This is a genomic window from Candidatus Pelagibacter sp. HIMB1495, assembly GCF_052047955.1.
GTDB lineage: Bacteria > Pseudomonadota > Alphaproteobacteria > Pelagibacterales > Pelagibacteraceae > Pelagibacter.
The window spans coordinates 1,139,240-1,157,490 of the sequence record NZ_JBNAIQ010000001.1; the positions used below are offsets into that span (position 1 = coordinate 1,139,240).

An 18,251-nucleotide genomic window follows, 5' to 3' on the forward strand; every position below is an offset into this window, starting at 1 on the left:
TCTCTTTATTAACTGTTATAAATATTTCCAACTATTAGACTAAATCAATTGGTTTGCTAGAAATATTTTGACCACCCAAAATGATGCGTCATAAGTATACAACTTTTAATTGAACCTATCTTTTTGTTTTACAACCACCCAAAATTGAATTTAAATAAGGATAATTTAATTAAATTAACATAGGGGAATAAATGAAAAAAATACTAAGTTTTATTCTAGGATCTATTTTTGCTCTTAACCTTTCAATTTCAGTTGCAAACTCTGCAGCTACTGAAGTTAGAGTTGCATACTTTCTAGAATGGCCAAGTCCAAATCTAGAGGACATGCAGAAGAAAAATTTTGCAAAAGCTCTTGGTGTACCAGTTAAGTGGACTAACTTCACTAACGGTGGAGCTATGACTGATGCAATGTTAGCAGGAGATATTGATATTTCTTACTCTCAAGGTTTAGTACCTTTCATCAACGCTGTAAAATCAAATGCACCACTTAAGTTAGTGGATATTGCTATGGAATACGGAATGGGTGGAACTACTTGTGTAACATCAAATGCATCTGGAATTACAAAAGCTAACGCTACTGAATTAGAAGGTAAAAAAGTTGCTGTTCCACTAGGAACAATGGCTGAATACGTTTTTGATGAAAGTATGAAAGTTGTTGGTGCTGACAGAAGTAAAATGGATATCATTCAAATGGACCCAGAAGAAGGTGCTGCTGCATTAGTAAGTGGTGATGTTGTTATGGCATGTTTATTTGGTGGTAACTCAATTAAAGCAGCAACTGCAGTTGGTTCAAGATTATTAACTGTAGATGAAGCAAGAGCTGCTGGTATTTTAGGTATAGATATCACATCTGTTACAGATAAATTCATGAAAGAAAATCCAGGAATGCTAAGAACTTTCATCGAAGTAACACACGAAGCAAACGACAGATACAGATCAGGTAAATCTGATATGAATGCTATGTCAAAAGCTTCTGAAATGACTGTTGCTGACATGAAAGAAACTTTAAGTGGATTTAAATTCTTAACTCCAGAAGAAACTAAAGCTTCTATGGAGAGCGGAAACCTAGATGGGTTCTTAAAAGGAATGGGAACTCCAGCTGGTAACGTAGACACAAGTTTCTTACCTTTATAATTTTAAAGGTTTAAGACTTTTTAAATAGGCACTGATTTAAAAATTAGTGCCTATTTTTTTTAAAAAATTTCTAATATAAGGGCGCTATGAGTGATCTTGTTTCTCAAAATCTAAATATGATTTTTAAAACTCCAAAAGGAGAAACAGTTCATGCATTAAAAGATGTTAGCTTTACTCTAAAAAAAGGAGAACTACTTACTGTTCTTGGCCCATCTGGTTGTGGAAAAACAACTTTATTAAATATTACTGCAGGATTTTTAAGACCTACTTCAGGAAAAATTACTTTAAATAATAATGAAATAGATGGACCTGGTGTTGAACGAGGAATGGTGTTTCAACAAGGTGCTTTGTTTGAATGGTTGACTGTTGCTGAAAACGTAAACTTTGGTCTTCGTATGAAAAGTGAAGATCCAGAAGTAACAGCAAAAAAAGTTGAAGAATGGTTAGATATAGTTGGGTTAAAAGGATTTGGTAACACTCCTACTTATCAATTATCAGGTGGTATGCAGCAAAGAGTTGCTCTTGCAAGATGTTTAATCAATGATCCTGATTTAATTTTAATGGATGAACCGTTAGGTGCCTTAGATGCATTAACTAGAGAAAAGATGCAGTCTTTAGTTTTAAAAATTTGGAAAGAAACTGGAAAAACAATTATTTTAATAACACACTCTGTTGAAGAAGCTCTTTTACTTGGTGAAAGATTGTATGTAATGGCGCCAAGGCCTGGAAGAATACATAAAGAGTACAATCTACCGTTTGCTGAAATGGGTCTTACTCAAGATCTAAGAGAAATTAAAAAAAACAAAGAATTTTCATCTACTAGAGAAGAAATTTTATCCATGATCTGGAATATGGAAGAAGAAATAATGGGGAAAGATAATTAATGTTAACCCAATTTGTAACAATACTAATTATCGTTTCTGTTATTGGATGTATTCTTTATGGAAGAAGACTAATTAGAACTGAAAAAGTTGATGCTGTTTTTGGTAACCCAGAAAGAGCTAAAGGTGGAACGCACTGGGTAATTGTTGGAAGCAGTGCAATCTTGATGTTATGGCTTTATTATTCATGGGATATTGCAAAAGGTTTTTATCCAAAATCAGCAAATGAATTATGTCAGGTTGCTAAAATTAATGAGTCTTTACTAGGCTTAAAATATCAATTCCCTATTGAAGAAAGAGAATTCAAAAGTACATCCATCATTAAAATTGAAAATAAAAATCTTGTAAAAATTGCAAATGAAATAAATGGATCTACTGATCTAAATGATCAACAAAAAACAATTCTTGTAAGTTACATTGATAGAACTTCTAAATTAATTCCATTGTTGACAAGTGAAGAGTTAATGGAAATGGATACCAAAATTAAACTTCAAGAAATAACAGAAGAAATAAAACTTCTAAGCTCAAACTTCCAAAAGAAAGATTATCCTTTTGAGACTGATGCGCAAAAAACTGAAAGACAAAAACTTATTGATGAACAAGGCGGCTGGGGAATTACTACAATAGACTCTGGAAGTGGTTCTATTGAAAATACAATTGAAATACCAACCGCACCTCAAACTAATAAAGGTTTAAAATTTCATGCAGCTGCAGCAGAATTAAAAAAAATTGACGACAAATTTTTTAAATTAAAAAACCATAACCCACCTTTCAAAAGCTCAATTAAACAACTTAAAGATGACATTAAAGCTTACAGAAAAGGTTTGGATGATAGTGAAGAGATAGCATCTGACTATGCAAAAAATATTGTTAAAATTGCAAGAAGAATAGAGTTTGCAAGTATCTACCCTCCAAATGCATTAAATGAAATGCAAGCAGCAATCATAGAATTTGATGAGTTACAAAATAAAGAACAAGCTGGATTAAGATTAATCGATATATTTTTATTTCCTGCTGGAACAATTGTAGCAAGTGGACCTACGTGTTCAGAGCAAGGTTCTGGTAGATGGTTACCTAAACCATCTGATACATTTAATAAGTTTGTATTGATGTCTAAACCAAGTGTTGGGTACAAAAATGTTCCTCTTTTATGGATTGAAATGGTCGATGTTAGTAAAATGATTGGCTTCGTTTTACCAGATTGGATAGCTGATATTTTGCCTGGTGATTATCCGGTTCATACAAAAGATGGAATAGTTAAAGAAAACTTTAAAAGTAATGTTTTAAAAGTTGTTACTGGTGACTTTAAATTATTCAAAGTCCCTGTTCCATACGGACATATCTGGGATTCATTTATGAGGGTATTTTTAGGATTAGTCTTTGGAATTATCATTGGTGTTCCATTAGGATTATTTATGGGTCTAAACAGATTTGCAAAAGGTTTCTTTGATCCATTAATTGAACTTTATAGACCAGTTCCCCCACTTGCTTGGGCTCCATTAATTATTTCTGTACTTGGAATTGATAACTCTGGAAAAATATTTTTATTATTTATGGTTTCTTTGTCTATTATGATTATTTCAGCAAGAGCTGGAGCATCAGGAACTCAATTATCAAAGATTCATGCTGCTCACTCATTAGGAGCTACAAAAAAACAAATATTACGATATGTAATTTTCCCAAATTCTCTTCCAGAAATTTTAACCGGAATAAGAGTTGCTGTTGGAATGTGTTGGGGAACATTGGTTGCAGCAGAATTTTTAGCAGGAACAACAGGTATTGGTTTTGTTGAAAACGTTGCTAAAAAATACTTCCAGTACGAAGTAATTTGGATAACAATATTTATTATGGGTCTTCTTGGTTTATTGTTTGATGTAACTTTAAGAAAGATAATTGATAAAACTATACCTTGGAGAGGTAAAGGTTAATTAGCTTTTATTTTAAAGTTAGACTTTTTTAATAAAACTTATTGCAGCACCAACAGTAGTTAAAAATCCAGCTAATGGCAAGATTGCAACTGCATATTTTTTAGGCATATAATTTGGTTTGAACTCAATACCCTGCATACTAATTTCAAAATACCACATTTCCCAATACTTCCCTCTCATACCTTCTACAAGTTCAATTCCATATATAATTAAGACGATACCAATTATCATAATCATAACTTTCCAGAACTGACGAATGTATAAGGAAACTCTCTCTGGTAATTTTTCATATATTAAATTTAAAGCTACATGTTCATTATCTCTAGCTGTCAAAGAAAGTGCTATAAACATCAACCAAATATTACTTAATACTGTAAGTAGATCTCCCCATACAGGAGGATTATTAAAAACATATCTCATCGTAACGTTATAAAGAGTAAAGCCAACCATCGCCGCCAAAAATATTGAACACATCGCTTCAAGTACCCTATGAACAAAACGATCAATACTATTCAAAAATTTCATCATTAATTACTCAATAGATTAGGAAGAAACATTGTTAATTCTGGAACAACTAAGATAAAAAATAAAAGTAAAAATAGTCCAACCAGGTAAGGAATTAAAGCAACAGCTACTTTTTCTAAACGCACTTGAGCTATTGTTGCAGATGTAAAGTACGCAACACCAACTGGTGGTGTAACTGATCCAATTAAAAATCCTACTATTACAACGATTGCAGCTTGTACTTCAGGAAAACCTGCTTGAGACATAACATTCACAAGCACTGGACCAACAATGATAATGTTTACTGCTGAGTCCATTACGGTTCCAAGAAGAAAAATAAATAATATTAATGCTAAAATAAATAATATTGGAGAATCCGCTAAACCTAAAAGCCAAGTTTCAAGATCACCAATTGCTCCAAGAGAAGTAAGTAACCAACTAAAAGGTCCAGAGGCAGCTATGATAATAAAAACCATTGCTGAATTACGGAACGCTCTTCGGAAAGCACCAGTACAATCTTTCCATTTGATAGTTCGGTAAACAAATACACCAGTAAACAAAGCAACTAAAGCAGTTATAGCACCTGCCTCAACAACCGATGCGACACCTCCCATTACCGAACCTACTAATACTAAAGGTATTAAAAGAGCAAATGAAGAACGATATAATTCTTTACCAGCTCGACGAACTGAGAACGGCTGATCACTACGCTCGAAATTATATTTAACTGCAAAGTAATGATTGATTACCATTATCACAACACCAATCAAAATACCTGGAACAATCCCAGCAGCAAATAAAGATGCAATTGAAATTTCAGTTGCGTTAGCAAGAACGATCATCATGATACTAGGTGGAATAATTCCTCCTATTGTCGAACTTACACCTGTGACCGCAGCTGAAAATGCAGCAGGATAACCAGCTTTCTTCATGGCTGGTAAAACTAATGCTCCAACGGTTGCTGTATCTGCTACAACAGAACCATTCATGCCTGCAAAAAACATACTCACAAGAACATTAACTTGAGCCAACCCTCCTCTTATACGTCCAATTAATGCTCTACTTAAAGCAACTAAACGGTCAGTAATTGTTGCGCTTGTCATCAGCTCACCTGTTAACATAAAGAATGCAATGGCGGTCAATGGAACCGAGTCTATAGCAGTAAACATTTGACTAGGAATTAAAACAAGAGGAACAGCATCTGTTAATAGAATATAAACAAATGGTATCAGTATTAAAATAAAACCAATTGGAGCTCCTAATAAAATCAGCAAAAGGAGTACTACAAGTAAAATAATACTTTCCATAGATATTTATAAGTTATGATTATTTTTAGGTAAAGACCATCTAATTCTAAAATAGAACTAAATGGTCTTCACAAAGTTTTAATTAATGAATTATAGAGCTCCAGCCGCTTCTAACTGAGCTACAAATCCATCCATACCTTGTTCTAGAAGTACTCTTTTAGCTACTTCTGGTTCAAAAGTACCTTTAGCATCTAACCAAGCACCGATTGCACCGGCTCTCCACTTAGTCATTTCTGCTTCTGTTGGAACATACCACTCTTTAGCAGATGCTTTAATTGCATCTTCACCATTTTTAATCCAAGCGTTATCCAACTCGTTTACTTTTTCTCCATAAGCATCAGCTGCTTCGTGTAACCATTTTCTTTGTTGGTCAGACAATGCATTGTACTGCTTAGCATCCATCGCTAAAATATTTCCAGACCACATTCCTCCGATCTCAGTGAAATATTTTGCAACTTCATGAAGTTTTGCTACATGCTGCCATGGACTAGCAACATACTGACCTTCAACTACACCTGATTGAAGACCTTGATATAATTGACTCCAGTCATAAGGTGTTGGTGTTGCACCCCAATTTTTAACTAGCATGAACTCAACAGGACTTTTAGTAGTTCTCCATTTAAGTCCTTTCATATCATCTGGTTCGTGAACAGGTTTAGTTGCATTTCCAAGCTGTCTAAATCCTCCACTTGAATATACAGAAAGGCAAATGTGACCAGCATTTTCAAGAGCTAGTTTACACTGTCTTTCAGCTAACCATTCATCTGATATTCTTTTAGCATCCTCTAATGATTTGAAAATAAAAGGCAAATCGAAAATTGCTAGTTCAGGACCAAAGTTACCGTAGTTTGCAGTAGAACTAGTCCACAAAGCTATAAGCCCTTGGTTAGCTTGTTCACCACATTTTTGTTCTGCGCATAAGCTTCTTTGGTAGTGAGGTTCAATTTTCATTTTACCTCCAGATGCTTTCTCCATAGCTGGTATTAAAGCCTGATCGATTGCGTCACCAATTGGCATACCCAATCTACCAGTAGTTCCAAGCTTAAGAGTTACTTCTGCATAAGCAGCTTGTGCAAAGAAAATAATCGCAACCACTTTGATAAGTGTTTTGCTCATTGTTTTAATAAACATTTTATTTATCTCCTCTTAGTTAGTTAAAGTATCAATTTAAATTAATTAAAGCCTAGTGAAGTTTGCAACTGAAGTATACATAAAAAAAAATTTTCTATTCAAAATGGGATTACAATCATAAGTTGAAGTGATAATTTAGAAGTTAACCTATTTATTTTAATCTCAAGGTGTCTTAGACTAAATTTTAGAAATAAAATAAATACAATGTATAGGAAAAATTTATGAGCTCAGGTAACAAATACAAAGTAATAGCCAGTAAAATTAAATTTGAAGGAAGAGCGTTTATTAATGGAAAATATGTAAATGCCATTGATGGAAAAAAATTTGAAACAATAAATCCTGCAACTGGTAAAAAACTTTGTGCTGTTGCAAAATGTAATCACAAAGATGTTGACTTAGCAGTTAAAGTTTCAAGAAAAGCTTTTAATAGTGGAGTGTGGTCTAAAAGTTCACCCGAGCACAGGAAAGAAGTTTTGTTAAAATTTGCTGAATTACTTAGAAAACATGGTGATGAAAATTCAGTTTTAGAATGTATAGACACAGGTAAACTTATTGCTGATTGTATTAATGAAGTTGCAAATGATGCTCCAATGCATTTTCAGTGGTATGGAGAATTAATTGATAAAGTTTTTGGAAAAGTTGGTCCAACAGAGCCATCTATTACTAGTTTAATTGTTAAAGAACCAATTGGTGTTGTTGCTGGAATTGTTCCTTGGAACTTTCCTTTAATGATGGCGGTATGGAAAATGGCCCCAGCACTTGCAGCGGGTTGTTCAGTAATAATTAAACCAGCGGAGGATACACCACTCACAGCTATTAGAGTTGCTCAAATTGCAAAAGAAGCTGGTGTACCGGATGGTGTTTTAAATGTACTTCCAGGTTATGGTGATGTTGGTGAAGCTTTAGGTCGACACAAAGATGTTGATGCCGTTTCTTTTACAGGTTCAACTGAGGTTGGAGGATACTTTTTAAAATATGCAAGTGAAAGTAATTTAAAACCTGTTGCATTAGAGATGGGAGGAAAAAGTCCATTCATAGTATTAGAAGATGCTAAAATTACTGATGACTTAATAGATAACGCAATGAATTCTGCATTTTGGAATGGCGGACAAAACTGTTCTGCAAATATGAGACAGATAGTTCATAAGAAAGTTAAAGATGAATTTTTACATAAAATTATCAAAAAGGTTAAAAAGTTAAAAGTTGGAGATCCATTAGATCTTAAATCAAATATGGGATCTATGATTTCAAAAGGTCACCTACAAACTGTTGATGGATATATTCAAACAGGTATTGATGAAGGAGCAAAACTATTATCAGGTGGTATTTCCAGCAAGAAACAAAAGGGTTTTTATGCAAAACCTACTTTATTTGATGGATTGAAAGAAAATATGACAATCGCTCAAGAAGAAATTTTTGGACCTGTGCTTGGCGTTTTAACTGTAAAAAATGATGAAGAAGCTTTAAAAATTGCTAGTAATTCTAAATATGGATTGCATGCAAGTGTGTTTACTCAAGATATAAATAGAGCATTTCATTTAGCTAAAAGTTTACCTTGTGGAACTGTGTCAGTGAATACTTTTTCTGAGGGAGATATCAAAACACCTTTTGGGGGATATAAGCAATCAGGCTCTTTAAGTAGAGATCAAGGTACTGAAGCTTTAAATTCATTTCTTCAAACGAAAACTATTTGGATAAGTCATAACTAATTGATGATCAAACCATACAAAATAAGTGTGCCTAAAAGCACGCTTAATAATATTTACAAAAAAGTAAGAGCCTATCCGTGGAACATGATGCAAAATGTAAATGGATGGGAGTATGGAACTAATTATAATTATTTAAAAAAAATATCTCAATATTGGGTTTCAAAATATAACTGGAAGAAATTTGAAAACAAAATTAATTCTTTTAAAAACTATAAGACTAATGTGGATGGTATAAATCTGCATTTTATTGTTGAAAAAAGTAAAAACCCTAAATCAAGACCATTATTACTTTTGCACGGATGGCCTGGCAGTGTAATTGAGTTTTTTGATATCATTCCAAAGCTTGCTCATCCTGAAAAATTTGGTGGAAAAATTGAAGATGGTTTTGATGTCATTGTGCCCTCATTACCAGGATTTGGTTTTTCAACTCCGATTAAAAAAGCTTTAGGTCCAAGAAAGATTGGAAAAATTTTAAATAAATTTATGGTCAAAAATTTAGGTCATAAAAATTACATTGTGCAAGGTGGAGATTGGGGAGCGACTATTGCTGCATGGATTGGTCTTGATAGTGCAAAAAATTGTAAGGGAATTCATATTAATTGTTTGCCAATCCGACATCCAAAAGGACCAAGAAATAATAAAGAGAAAAAATGGGAAAAAAAATTCAATTTTGATCAAATAATGCAGGAAGGCTACAGAACTCAACAAGCAACAAAGCCACAAAGTTTATCTTATGCAATGATAGATAGTCCGGTCGGAACAGCCGCCTGGATTTTAGAAAAGTTTCACGGTTGGTCACACCTAAATAAAGGGAAGATAGAAAAAACATTTTCAAATGATGAATTAATATCAAACATAATGATCTATATTATTACAAATAGTTTTAATACTGCTGCTTGGATTTATTTTGGAAGAAGAAAAGAAGGTGGCAGGTCTTTTCCAAAAAATTTTAAAAAAATAAATGTTCCAACAGCAATAGCAGAATTTCCAAAAGAAATGCTAGAGTGGCCTCCAAAATCTTACGTAAACAGAATTTTTAATATTAAAAGATGGAAAAAATTTCCTAAAGGTGGTCATTTTGCAGCTTTAGAGGTTCCAAATTTATTAATTAATGATATTAAAAATTTTTTTAACGAAGATTTAAAAATATTCAAATAAGTGAAAACACCCCTATTAAAAAAACAAGTAATTAAGATTTTTCAAAAATTCGGTTTAAGTAAAGATCATGCTTTAATTTCTGCTAATGCTTTAATCAATGCAGAACTAGTTGGTGCTTATGGTCATGGTTTATCTAGACTTAAAATGTATTGTGATCGTATTTCTAAGAAAGTAATTAATCCAAAACCAAAAATAAAAATTAAAAAAATTTCATCTTCTATCTCACATATTGATGCAAACAATAGTATTGGATTTGTTGCTGCTGATCTTGGAATAAAAACTGCAATTAAACATGCACAAAAAACAGGAATAGGAATGGTTGCAGTAAAAAATAGTGGTCACTATGGTTTATCAGGTTATTACGCAGAACAAGCGGTTAAGAAAAATTTAATAGCAATGATTTATACAAATGCTCCTCCAGCAGTTGCTCCTCATGGTGCATTAAAAACTTTATTTGGAACTAACCCAATTTGTTTTGGAACCCCTACTGGTTCTAAAGTTCCTTTTATTTTAGATACATCAATCTCAATGATTAACAGAGGTAAAATTAGAGTTGCTGCAAGAAACAATCAAACAATTCCAGCTGGTGTTGCATTAGATAAATTTGGAAAACCAACTACTGATGCGAAAAAAGCATTAGCAGGAGTTCAATTACCTATTGCTGGTTTTAGAGGTTCAGGACTTGCTTGGATGGTTGATATTTTAAGTGGAGTATTAACAGGAGGAAATCATGCAGGTCGAGTTAAAGATCCTTTTGATGATTTTTCAGGACCGCAAAATATTGGACATTTATTTATAACGTTTAAAGCAAACTTATTTCAAAAAAATTATAATCAAAGAATTAAAGACAATATTAAAACAATTAAAAAACTACCTAAAATTAAAGGTGTAAAAGAAATAATGTATCCAGGACAAAACAAATTTAATCGTTTCAAACAAAATCTTAAAAAAGAAATTAATATTCCTGATATTATTAAAAAAGATTTAGAAACTTTAATAAGTAAAAAAAGTTAAAACTCCTAAACAAGCAACAACAGAAGAAACGATGATTGTTCTTTTAACTTTTTCTTTTTTTTTCTCTTCAAGAAGTCTTTGCTTTAGAACATCCACATTCACTCTTTGTGGAGCTTCAATATTTTGAGGGGGGTTCTCAATTTCAACGGATGTTCTATTTAAGCTTTCTGTACTCATAATTTTTAAATACAAAATCATTTAATCATTAATAGTTACATTATTACATATTAGGAATGTCCAAAATGGGTTGACTCTTATTTATGTATTGTCCATATTGGGTTTTTTTAAATCATGAGCACACTACCAAGCATATCTGATGCACTGGATGAAAAAAAGGTTACATCAGTAATCAATAAAAAATTTAATAATTTCGTTCCAGCTTTTTATAAATTTGTATCTGAATGGGTAATTAGTGCTTATTCAAATTTCAAAGACATAGAAATGTATATGATCTTGATCTATTTGGTTAATAATAATTTTAAATTTTTTAAAAAAAATGGAATTCAGGTCGATTACAACACCTTTTATAAAGACAAAACTTTAGAAATCGAAGCAATTAAAATAATTGAAATTTCTAGAGATCTTCAAATGCCTAAAGAAAGTGTAAGAAGAAAGATTATTTATCTAGAAAAAATAGGCGTAATTAGACGAACAAGAAAAAAAATTTTTATTGATAGATCTGCTTATGAAACAGTACAGCCAATAAGCGCATTAAAAAATATATCGTATTTGGTATCAATTTCTTCAAAAATTTTAAAACAAGAAAATAAAATTCCAAACTCTTTTTCTTCCAATGAAATAACAGATAATATTAAGAATAATTTCTCATATTGTTGGTACGAATTTTATAAATTTATTTTTTCTTACTTTTTCAGATGGAGAAAAGAAACAAAAGATTTAGAAACATTATGCGTAGCTTTGCTTATAATATCAAATGCATCATCAAGTAAAAAATTTATTATCCAGGATATAGATATTGAAAAGTGGAGAAAGCGAATATCTTATGCAGATACAGTTGGTTTGAATTCCATGTCAATATCAGAGATTACAGGTATTCCAAGACCGACTGTTGTTCGAAAAGTTAATTTTTTAATTAAAAGAGGTTTAGCAAAAATGGATCAAAAAAAATTAATTTCAGTTAAAATTGATGAAAAAATTTTTTCAAAAACCCAAAAAATACAAGAACAAACAATAAAAGAAATTTCAGAACTAATTTATAAAATTTTAAATAAAGCTACAATTAACTAGATCTTCTTAAAATATATATAAAAATAAATCCCGTAATATACATGACTAAAGCATAAGCAGCTGTTGGTATCATGTAAGCAACATCATTAAAAATTTGAGATGCAACAAATACTGCTAAAGTTCCATTTTGAAGGCCGCACTCTAAAGAAATGCATTTTCTCTGAGCAACTCCAGTTGCAAAAACTTTAGCAATATAAAAAGCTAAAATCATCATCACTATATTTAAAATTAAAACCGCTATTCCAGCTTGAGCTAAATAATTAAAAATATTTTCTCTTTCCTCAATCCATATTGCTGCAAATACAATAACAAATAATAAACTAGTAGTTCTATTGACAATGTTAATATTTGAAGAGATAAAATTCTCTGCAAATGCTCTTATAACCATTCCTATAATTACTGGAACAGTTACAACCAGAGCCATTTTAAGTGCAATCCCTGTCATCGTAATATCTGTAGACATTTCAGTAACCCCTAGTATTCCAGCTGAAGTAAAAACTATAAATGGAACTGAAATAATACTAATTAAACTTCCAACAGCTGTTAAAGAAATTGATAAAGCTACATCTCCATCTGCAAACTTGGTCAGAACATTTGATGTAACACCTCCTGGTGCTGCAGCTATAATCATTAAACCTAAAGCTATTTCGATTGGTAATCTTAAAATTAGAACCAATATGTAAGCTACAATTGGTAAAAGAATTAATTGGCAAGTTATTCCAATTAAAAAATCTTTTGGATTTCTAATTACTCTCGTAAAATCTTTTACAGATAAACCAAGTCCTAGGCCAAGCATTATCAACGCTAAAGCTAACGGTGCTATTTTAGTTACAATCTCCAAATATCTACCCTCTCAATAAAAATTTTTATATCATACATCTGATATGGATAACTAAAAAAAAAATTAAACCTGAAGGTGTATTTTGTAATAAAACGGTAACAATTAAATTAAAATCATAATAACTTTCTCGTTAATATAACTTTAGAGAGGATATTATGAATAAACTATTAAAAATAGCATCTATTGTCCTTCTTTTTTCATTAACAATGTTTGGCTTAACAAACAAAGCTTCTGCTGCAAAGTTAACTTTATATTGCAGTGTTGAAATTGATGTTTGTGAAATGCTTGAACAAGCTTATGAAAAAGAAACAGGCACAAAAGTTGCAATGACAAGAGCAAGTAGTGGTGAAACTTTTGCAAAAATTAAAGCAGAAGCTTCTAATCCAAAAGGTGATGTTTGGTTTGGTGGAACTGGTGATCCACACTTAACAGCTGCTCAGGAAAATTTAACTGAAAAATATAAATCAAAACACTTTGATGATTTATTACCAGCAGCTCAAAACCAAGCAAAAAATGCTGACTATAAATCTGTAGGAATTTATGTTGGTGCATTAGGTTTTGGATACAATAAAGATCTTTTAGCAAAAAAAGGTCTTCCAGCTCCTAAATCATGGATGGACTTAACAAAACCTATTTACAAAGGTGAAATCCAAGTAGCAAATCCAAATTCATCTGGAACTGCTTACACAACTTTAGCTACAATTCTTCAAATTTTTGGAGAAGATAAAGGTTGGGATTACATGAAGAAACTTCATGCAAATATAAACACTTATACTAAATCTGGTTCTGCTCCAATTAAAGCAACTGGAAGAGGTGAAAACTTAATTGGTATTTGTTTCCAACACGATGGTGTGAAACAAACTAAGAAAGGTTTACCTGTAGTAACTGTTTCTCCTGAAGAAGGAACTGGTTATGAGGTTGGATCAATGAGTATTATTGCTGGTGCAAGAAATATGAAGGAAGCTAAAAAGTTTTATGACTGGGCATTAAGTCCTGCAATACAAACTATGGTGTTCACTTCAGGAAAATCTTTGCAAGTACCATCTAATACTAAAGCAAAAGCTGATCCTGATGCTCCAGATTTATCAACTATAAACTTGATTGATTACAATTTTAAAGTTTATGGAGATAAAGCAACAAGAGCGAGTCTGTTATCTAAGTGGGATAAAGACGTATCTGTAATTCCTAGATAATTTTAGGAATTAATGAGAGGGCTCGTCATTTGTTGGATACTAATTGGTGGAACAGGTTTCTTTCTCTTTCCATGGTATGTAACAGGTGACGGGTTTTTCTCAATCAATTGGATTTTAGAGTATTCTTTAGAAGATTACGGATCTGCCCTACCTCAAGTTTTTATAAATAAAAAATATTGGTTATTCCCATTAATCTTTCCATTATTTTTACCTCTAACTACAATTAAATTAAATCAAACCAATCCTCTGTATTCAAAAATATTTTTGTACTCAGGTTTATTTGGTTTCTTTTATTTTTTCTTACAAGGTTTTGCTGTTGGGATCAGAGGGTGGAATTATGAAATATTCCAATCAATTTTTGGAGATGTAGAAAATCAATATGGAATGGGTTCAGGTGCAGTACTTACATGTTGTGCTTTTATATTTTATATTACTCACGGCCTTGCATCTCGTGGCTGGTTAAATGGAGATAATTTTATTGTAGGAAGTATTGGAAGTATAATTATTTTAGTATCTACTTTTGTTTTTTTTCCAATATTTAGAATGTTTGGTGTAGCCTTTAAAGGAACTGAAGGTGGTTACGAAATTAGTAATTTTTCAGATAAGATTTTTAACAAAGGGATATGGGGATTAGATTGTTTATATAGTGACTATGCTTGTGGTGTTTTTTGGAATACTATTACCATGGGTACTCTTACTGCTTTTTCATCCACAATTTTAGGTTTAGGTTTTGCACTTTTAATAGCAAGAACAAGTTTTAGATTTAAAAAAACAGTTAGAATATTATCTGTCTTGCCAATCATCACACCTCCATTTGTAATCGGTTTAGCTATCATAATTTTATTTGGAAGAACTGGTGTTGTAAGTTCGTTTCTTGAATGGGGATTTGATATTGAACCTTCAAGATGGATTTATGGCTTACCAGGGATTTGGTTTGCACAAACTCTTGCTTTCACACCTATTGCATTTTTAGTTTTAATTGGTGTTGTTGAAAGTGTTAGCCCATCAATGGAGGAGGCATCGCAAACATTGAGGGCTTCAAAATGGCAAGTATTTAAAACTGTTACATTACCTTTAATGAGACCAGGAATAGCCAATGCATTTTTACTTGGTTTTATTGAAAGTTTAGCAGACTTTGGAAACCCATTAGTACTTGGAGCTGAGTACGATGTTCTATCAACTGAAATATTTTTTGCAATTGTTGGTGCACAATATGATGAAACTAAAGCAGCAATACTTGCAATGATTTTATTGTCTGTTGTCTTAGTTGTTTTTTATCTTCAAAATCAATGGTTAGGAAAAAAATCTTATATTTCAATTTCAGGTAAAGGAGATAGTGGAGTTCATCCTGAGCTACCGAATAAAACAAAATGGGTAATTTATTCAACAGTGCTTCCTTGGGCTTTACTAACTTTTATTATCTACGTCATGATTATGTTTGGTGGATTTGTAGAAATGTGGGGCATTGATCATAGCTTTACTTTAAAACATTATATTGAAGCCTTTAGTGTTGAATGGGTAGAAGACAGAGGCTTCTTGTGGACAGGAACTGCATGGAATTCATTTAATACAACATTTACAATTGCTTTGATTTCATCTTTACCTACCGCTGCAATAGGAATTTTAACTGCATATCTTTTAACAAGACATAGATTTAAAGGTAAAAATGCTTTTGAATTTGGAACTATGTTGAGTTTTGCAATACCTGGTAGTGTTATTGGTGTTAGTTATGTTTTTGCTTTTAACGTTCCACCATTAGAATTAACAGGGACAGGAATAATTTTAGTAATTGCATTTGTATTTAGAAATATGCCAGTTGGTGTAAGAGCTGGAATAGCTGCCATGAACCAACTTGATCCTCATTTAGATGAAGCTTCTTCAACTTTAAACGCATCAAGCGCTCAAACTTTTAGAAATATAATTCTTCCATTGCTTAAACCAGCAATTACTGCTTCATTAGTATTTAGTTTTGTAAGAGCAATGACAGCAATTAGTGCTGTTATATTCTTAGTCAGTGCAAATTATGATCTTGCAGTATCTTATATTTTAGGAAGATTAGAAAATAATGACTATGGTTTAGCGATAGTATATTCATCTGCTTTAATTGTAGTAATGTTGTTTACAATTATGTTAATGCAATTAATAATAGGAAAACGTAAACTAGGAAGAAGAGATCAAAACTCATCAATTTTACAGGGAATTTAGATAATGAAAAAAGCTGAAGTGAAGTTTGAAAATATTACAAAGAAATTTAATGAAACTACAGCAGTTGATAATGTTAGTTGTAAATTTGAAGCTGGAACGTTGACAACGTTACTTGGTCCATCTGGATGTGGAAAAACAACTTCACTAAGGATTATTGCAGGTCTTGAAAGAGCTACAAGTGGAAAAATTTTAGTTGATGAAGAGGACGTAACATTGCTACCTGCAACAGATAGAGATGTATCCATGGTATTTCAATCTTACGCTTTATTTCCACACATGAGTGTATTGGAAAATGTTTCTTATGGTTTAAAAATGATCAATGTAAATAAAGAGGAATACGTTCAAAAATCATTAGAAACATTAAAACTAGTAAACCTTGAAGGATATGAAAACAGAATGCCTTCTGAACTATCTGGAGGACAACAACAAAGAGTTGCTGTTGCAAGAGCAATTGTATTGGAGCCAAAAGTGCTTCTGTTTGATGAGCCTCTTTCAAACTTAGATGCAAAATTAAGAAGACAAGTGAGAGAAGACATTAGGGAAATCCAACAAAAGTTGGGGGTAACAACTATTTACGTAACGCATGATCAAGAGGAAGCTTTAGCTATCTCAGATAAAGTAATTGTAATGAATAATGCAGTAATTGCTCAAGAAGGTAGTCCAAAAGATCTATATAATTTTCCTAGAAACAAATTTGTTGCAAACTTTATTGGTGATGCAAATGTTGTGAAAGCTGAGGTCATAAATAAAAATTCAAATTCATATGATATCAAAATAGCTGAAATGAATATCAAAATTCAAAGTGACAACGAGTTAAATGGAGATATTTCTGTTGCTTTAAGACCCGAAAAAATATCAATTGATAGAAATAAAGGTGATAATTGTATTCATGCTACTGTAAATAATGCATCTTTTGTGGGCAGTAGTTATCAATACATTTTAAATTCTAAAGTTGGGAAATTATATGTTGTATCAGGTGATACAAATGACATTTTTAAAGTTGGAGAAGAAGTTTTCTTGAGTATAAATGAGCAAGAAGTAAAAATTCTTAACGACTAAAATTATGCTTTCAAACAAAGAAATTGTCTGTCCGAATAAACTTTTAGATATAGCTCATAGTAAAAAAGGAGTTAAGGTTGCAATTGTAAATGCTGGTAAACCCCTACCCATGTTATCTGTTCAAGACGCTGTAAATGAAAATCTAATTGAACCAGTTTTTATTGGTCATGAAGTTGAAATACAAAAATGTGCTGAAGACCTTGGTTGGGATATTTCAAAATATGAACTTATTCATGAGCCAGTTGAAAATAATACTGCAAAAATTGCAGCTAAACTTGCTAGTGAAGATAAAGTTAAAATAATTGTTAAAGGACATATTCATACTGATGTCCTTATGAAAGAAGTTTTAAAGCGAGAGTATAACTTATTAGGTAAAACTAGATTAAGTCATATCTGGCATATGACAGTTGAAAAAGAAGATAAGCCATTAATTATAACTGATGGTGCTTTAAATGTTTTGCCAAATGTTAAAACTAAAATGCATATTCTAAAAAATGTAATAAATTTTTCAAATCGTATTGGAATTGAAAGACCAAAAGTTTCTGTATTGTCTGCAACAGAAGAAGTTTTAGAAAGTGTACCAAGTTCAATTGAAGCTGCTGAAATAACAAAACTTGCTAAAGAAGAAAATTTAAACGCAGATGTATTTGGACCTTTAGCATTTGATAATAGTATTTCTAAAAAATCTGCTGGAATTAAAGGAATTAAAAACTTAGTTGCAGGAGAAGCTGATGTACTATTAGTTCCAAGTGTTGAAACTGGAAATGCCCTAGTTAAAATGATGATTTATTTTATGGGTGCCTGTGCTGCAGGAGTTGTGGTAGGAGGAAAAGTCCCGGTTGTAATAACTAGTAGATCAGATGAAGCGCAAGCAAGATTAGCATCAATAGCTGCGGCAGTCGTAGCTTTGGACTAAATGATTAATTGAATTTTATAAAAA

Annotated in this window: 16 protein-coding genes; 11 read left to right on the top strand and 5 right to left on the bottom strand. The window is 31.9% G+C overall.

The features are described 5' to 3' along the window. The first annotated feature begins 191 nt into the window (after positions 1–191). From ACTTAW_RS06200 to ACTTAW_RS06210, 3 genes are all read left to right on the top strand, one after another. Positions 192–1,133 carry an ABC transporter substrate-binding protein gene (locus ACTTAW_RS06200; protein WP_440614218.1) on the top strand — a complete coding sequence of 314 codons (942 nt, stop codon included), beginning with the start codon at positions 192–194 and terminating at the stop codon, positions 1,131–1,133. Positions 1,134–1,219: 86 nt separating this feature from the next. Further along, positions 1,220–2,017 carry an ATP-binding cassette domain-containing protein gene (locus tag ACTTAW_RS06205; RefSeq protein ID WP_179850418.1) on the top strand — a complete coding sequence of 266 codons (798 nt, stop codon included), beginning with the start codon at positions 1,220–1,222 and terminating at the stop codon, positions 2,015–2,017. Continuing rightward, on the top strand, positions 2,017–3,942 hold the full coding sequence (locus ACTTAW_RS06210) for an ABC transporter permease subunit (RefSeq protein WP_440651548.1): 1,926 nt from the start codon (positions 2,017–2,019) through the stop codon (positions 3,940–3,942). The genes ACTTAW_RS06205 and ACTTAW_RS06210 overlap by 1 nt, the downstream gene beginning before the upstream one ends. An 18-nt stretch (positions 3,943–3,960) precedes the next feature. On the opposite strand, the gene ACTTAW_RS06215 is transcribed toward ACTTAW_RS06210, so the two are convergent. From ACTTAW_RS06215 to ACTTAW_RS06225, 3 genes are all read right to left on the bottom strand, one after another. After that, on the bottom strand, positions 3,961–4,467 hold the full coding sequence (locus ACTTAW_RS06215; protein ID WP_440651549.1) for a TRAP transporter small permease: 507 nt from the start codon (positions 4,465–4,467) through the stop codon (positions 3,961–3,963). Between the two features lie 2 nt (positions 4,468–4,469). After that, positions 4,470–5,753 (bottom strand): TRAP transporter large permease, encoded by a 1,284-nt coding sequence (locus tag ACTTAW_RS06220; protein WP_440633518.1) that lies wholly within the window; start codon positions 5,751–5,753, stop codon positions 4,470–4,472. Positions 5,754–5,843: 90 nt separating this feature from the next. Continuing rightward, positions 5,844–6,869 carry a TRAP transporter substrate-binding protein gene (locus tag ACTTAW_RS06225; RefSeq protein ID WP_440651550.1) on the bottom strand — a complete coding sequence of 342 codons (1,026 nt, stop codon included), beginning with the start codon at positions 6,867–6,869 and terminating at the stop codon, positions 5,844–5,846. 236 nt (positions 6,870–7,105) lie between these two features. Between ACTTAW_RS06225 and ACTTAW_RS06230 the strand changes: the two genes are divergently transcribed. From ACTTAW_RS06230 to ACTTAW_RS06240, 3 genes are read left to right on the top strand one after another with little or no spacing between them, the layout of a single operon-like run. Continuing rightward, positions 7,106–8,593, top strand: coding sequence for an aldehyde dehydrogenase (locus ACTTAW_RS06230; protein WP_440614213.1), 1,488 nt, complete (start codon positions 7,106–7,108; stop codon positions 8,591–8,593). Positions 8,594–8,596: 3 nt separating this feature from the next. Continuing rightward, the gene (locus ACTTAW_RS06235; protein WP_440633521.1) at positions 8,597–9,751 is read left to right on the top strand and encodes an epoxide hydrolase family protein; all 1,155 of its coding nucleotides are present in this window, start codon (positions 8,597–8,599) and stop codon (positions 9,749–9,751) included. After that, positions 9,752–10,765 (top strand): Ldh family oxidoreductase, encoded by a 1,014-nt coding sequence (locus tag ACTTAW_RS06240; protein ID WP_440651551.1) that lies wholly within the window; start codon positions 9,752–9,754, stop codon positions 10,763–10,765. Here the strand turns inward: ACTTAW_RS06240 and ACTTAW_RS06245 are convergent. Then, positions 10,745–10,942, bottom strand: coding sequence for a hypothetical protein (locus ACTTAW_RS06245; RefSeq protein ID WP_440651552.1), 198 nt, complete (start codon positions 10,940–10,942; stop codon positions 10,745–10,747). The genes ACTTAW_RS06240 and ACTTAW_RS06245 overlap by 21 nt on opposite strands. A 114-nt stretch (positions 10,943–11,056) precedes the next feature. Between ACTTAW_RS06245 and ACTTAW_RS06250 the strand changes: the two genes are divergently transcribed. Continuing rightward, entirely contained in the window at positions 11,057–12,013 is a 957-nt protein-coding gene (locus ACTTAW_RS06250) for a MarR family transcriptional regulator (RefSeq protein WP_440651553.1), read from the top strand. Here ACTTAW_RS06250 and ACTTAW_RS06255 read toward each other — a convergent pair. Then, positions 12,006–12,854, bottom strand: a complete 849-nt coding sequence (locus ACTTAW_RS06255) for a bile acid:sodium symporter family protein (RefSeq protein WP_440651554.1) — start codon at positions 12,852–12,854, stop codon at positions 12,006–12,008. The genes ACTTAW_RS06250 and ACTTAW_RS06255 overlap by 8 nt on opposite strands. 155 nt (positions 12,855–13,009) lie before the next feature. On the opposite strand from ACTTAW_RS06255, the gene ACTTAW_RS06260 reads away from it, so the two are divergent. Genes ACTTAW_RS06260 through ACTTAW_RS06275 form a run of 4 tightly spaced genes read left to right on the top strand, consistent with a single transcriptional unit; the run spans position 13,010 to position 18,227 of the window. Continuing rightward, complete coding sequence (locus ACTTAW_RS06260) at positions 13,010–14,047, top strand: ABC transporter substrate-binding protein (protein WP_262590513.1); 1,038 nt, start codon at positions 13,010–13,012, stop codon at positions 14,045–14,047. A gap of 12 nt (positions 14,048–14,059) precedes the next feature. Beyond that, on the top strand, positions 14,060–16,252 hold the full coding sequence (locus ACTTAW_RS06265; protein ID WP_440651555.1) for an ABC transporter permease: 2,193 nt from the start codon (positions 14,060–14,062) through the stop codon (positions 16,250–16,252). Positions 16,253–16,255: 3 nt separating this feature from the next. After that, the gene (locus ACTTAW_RS06270; protein ID WP_440651556.1) at positions 16,256–17,311 is read left to right on the top strand and encodes an ABC transporter ATP-binding protein; all 1,056 of its coding nucleotides are present in this window, start codon (positions 16,256–16,258) and stop codon (positions 17,309–17,311) included. Positions 17,312–17,315: 4 nt separating this feature from the next. Beyond that, complete coding sequence (locus ACTTAW_RS06275) at positions 17,316–18,227, top strand: bifunctional enoyl-CoA hydratase/phosphate acetyltransferase (RefSeq protein ID WP_440651557.1); 912 nt, start codon at positions 17,316–17,318, stop codon at positions 18,225–18,227. Positions 18,228–18,251 lie beyond the last annotated feature (24 nt).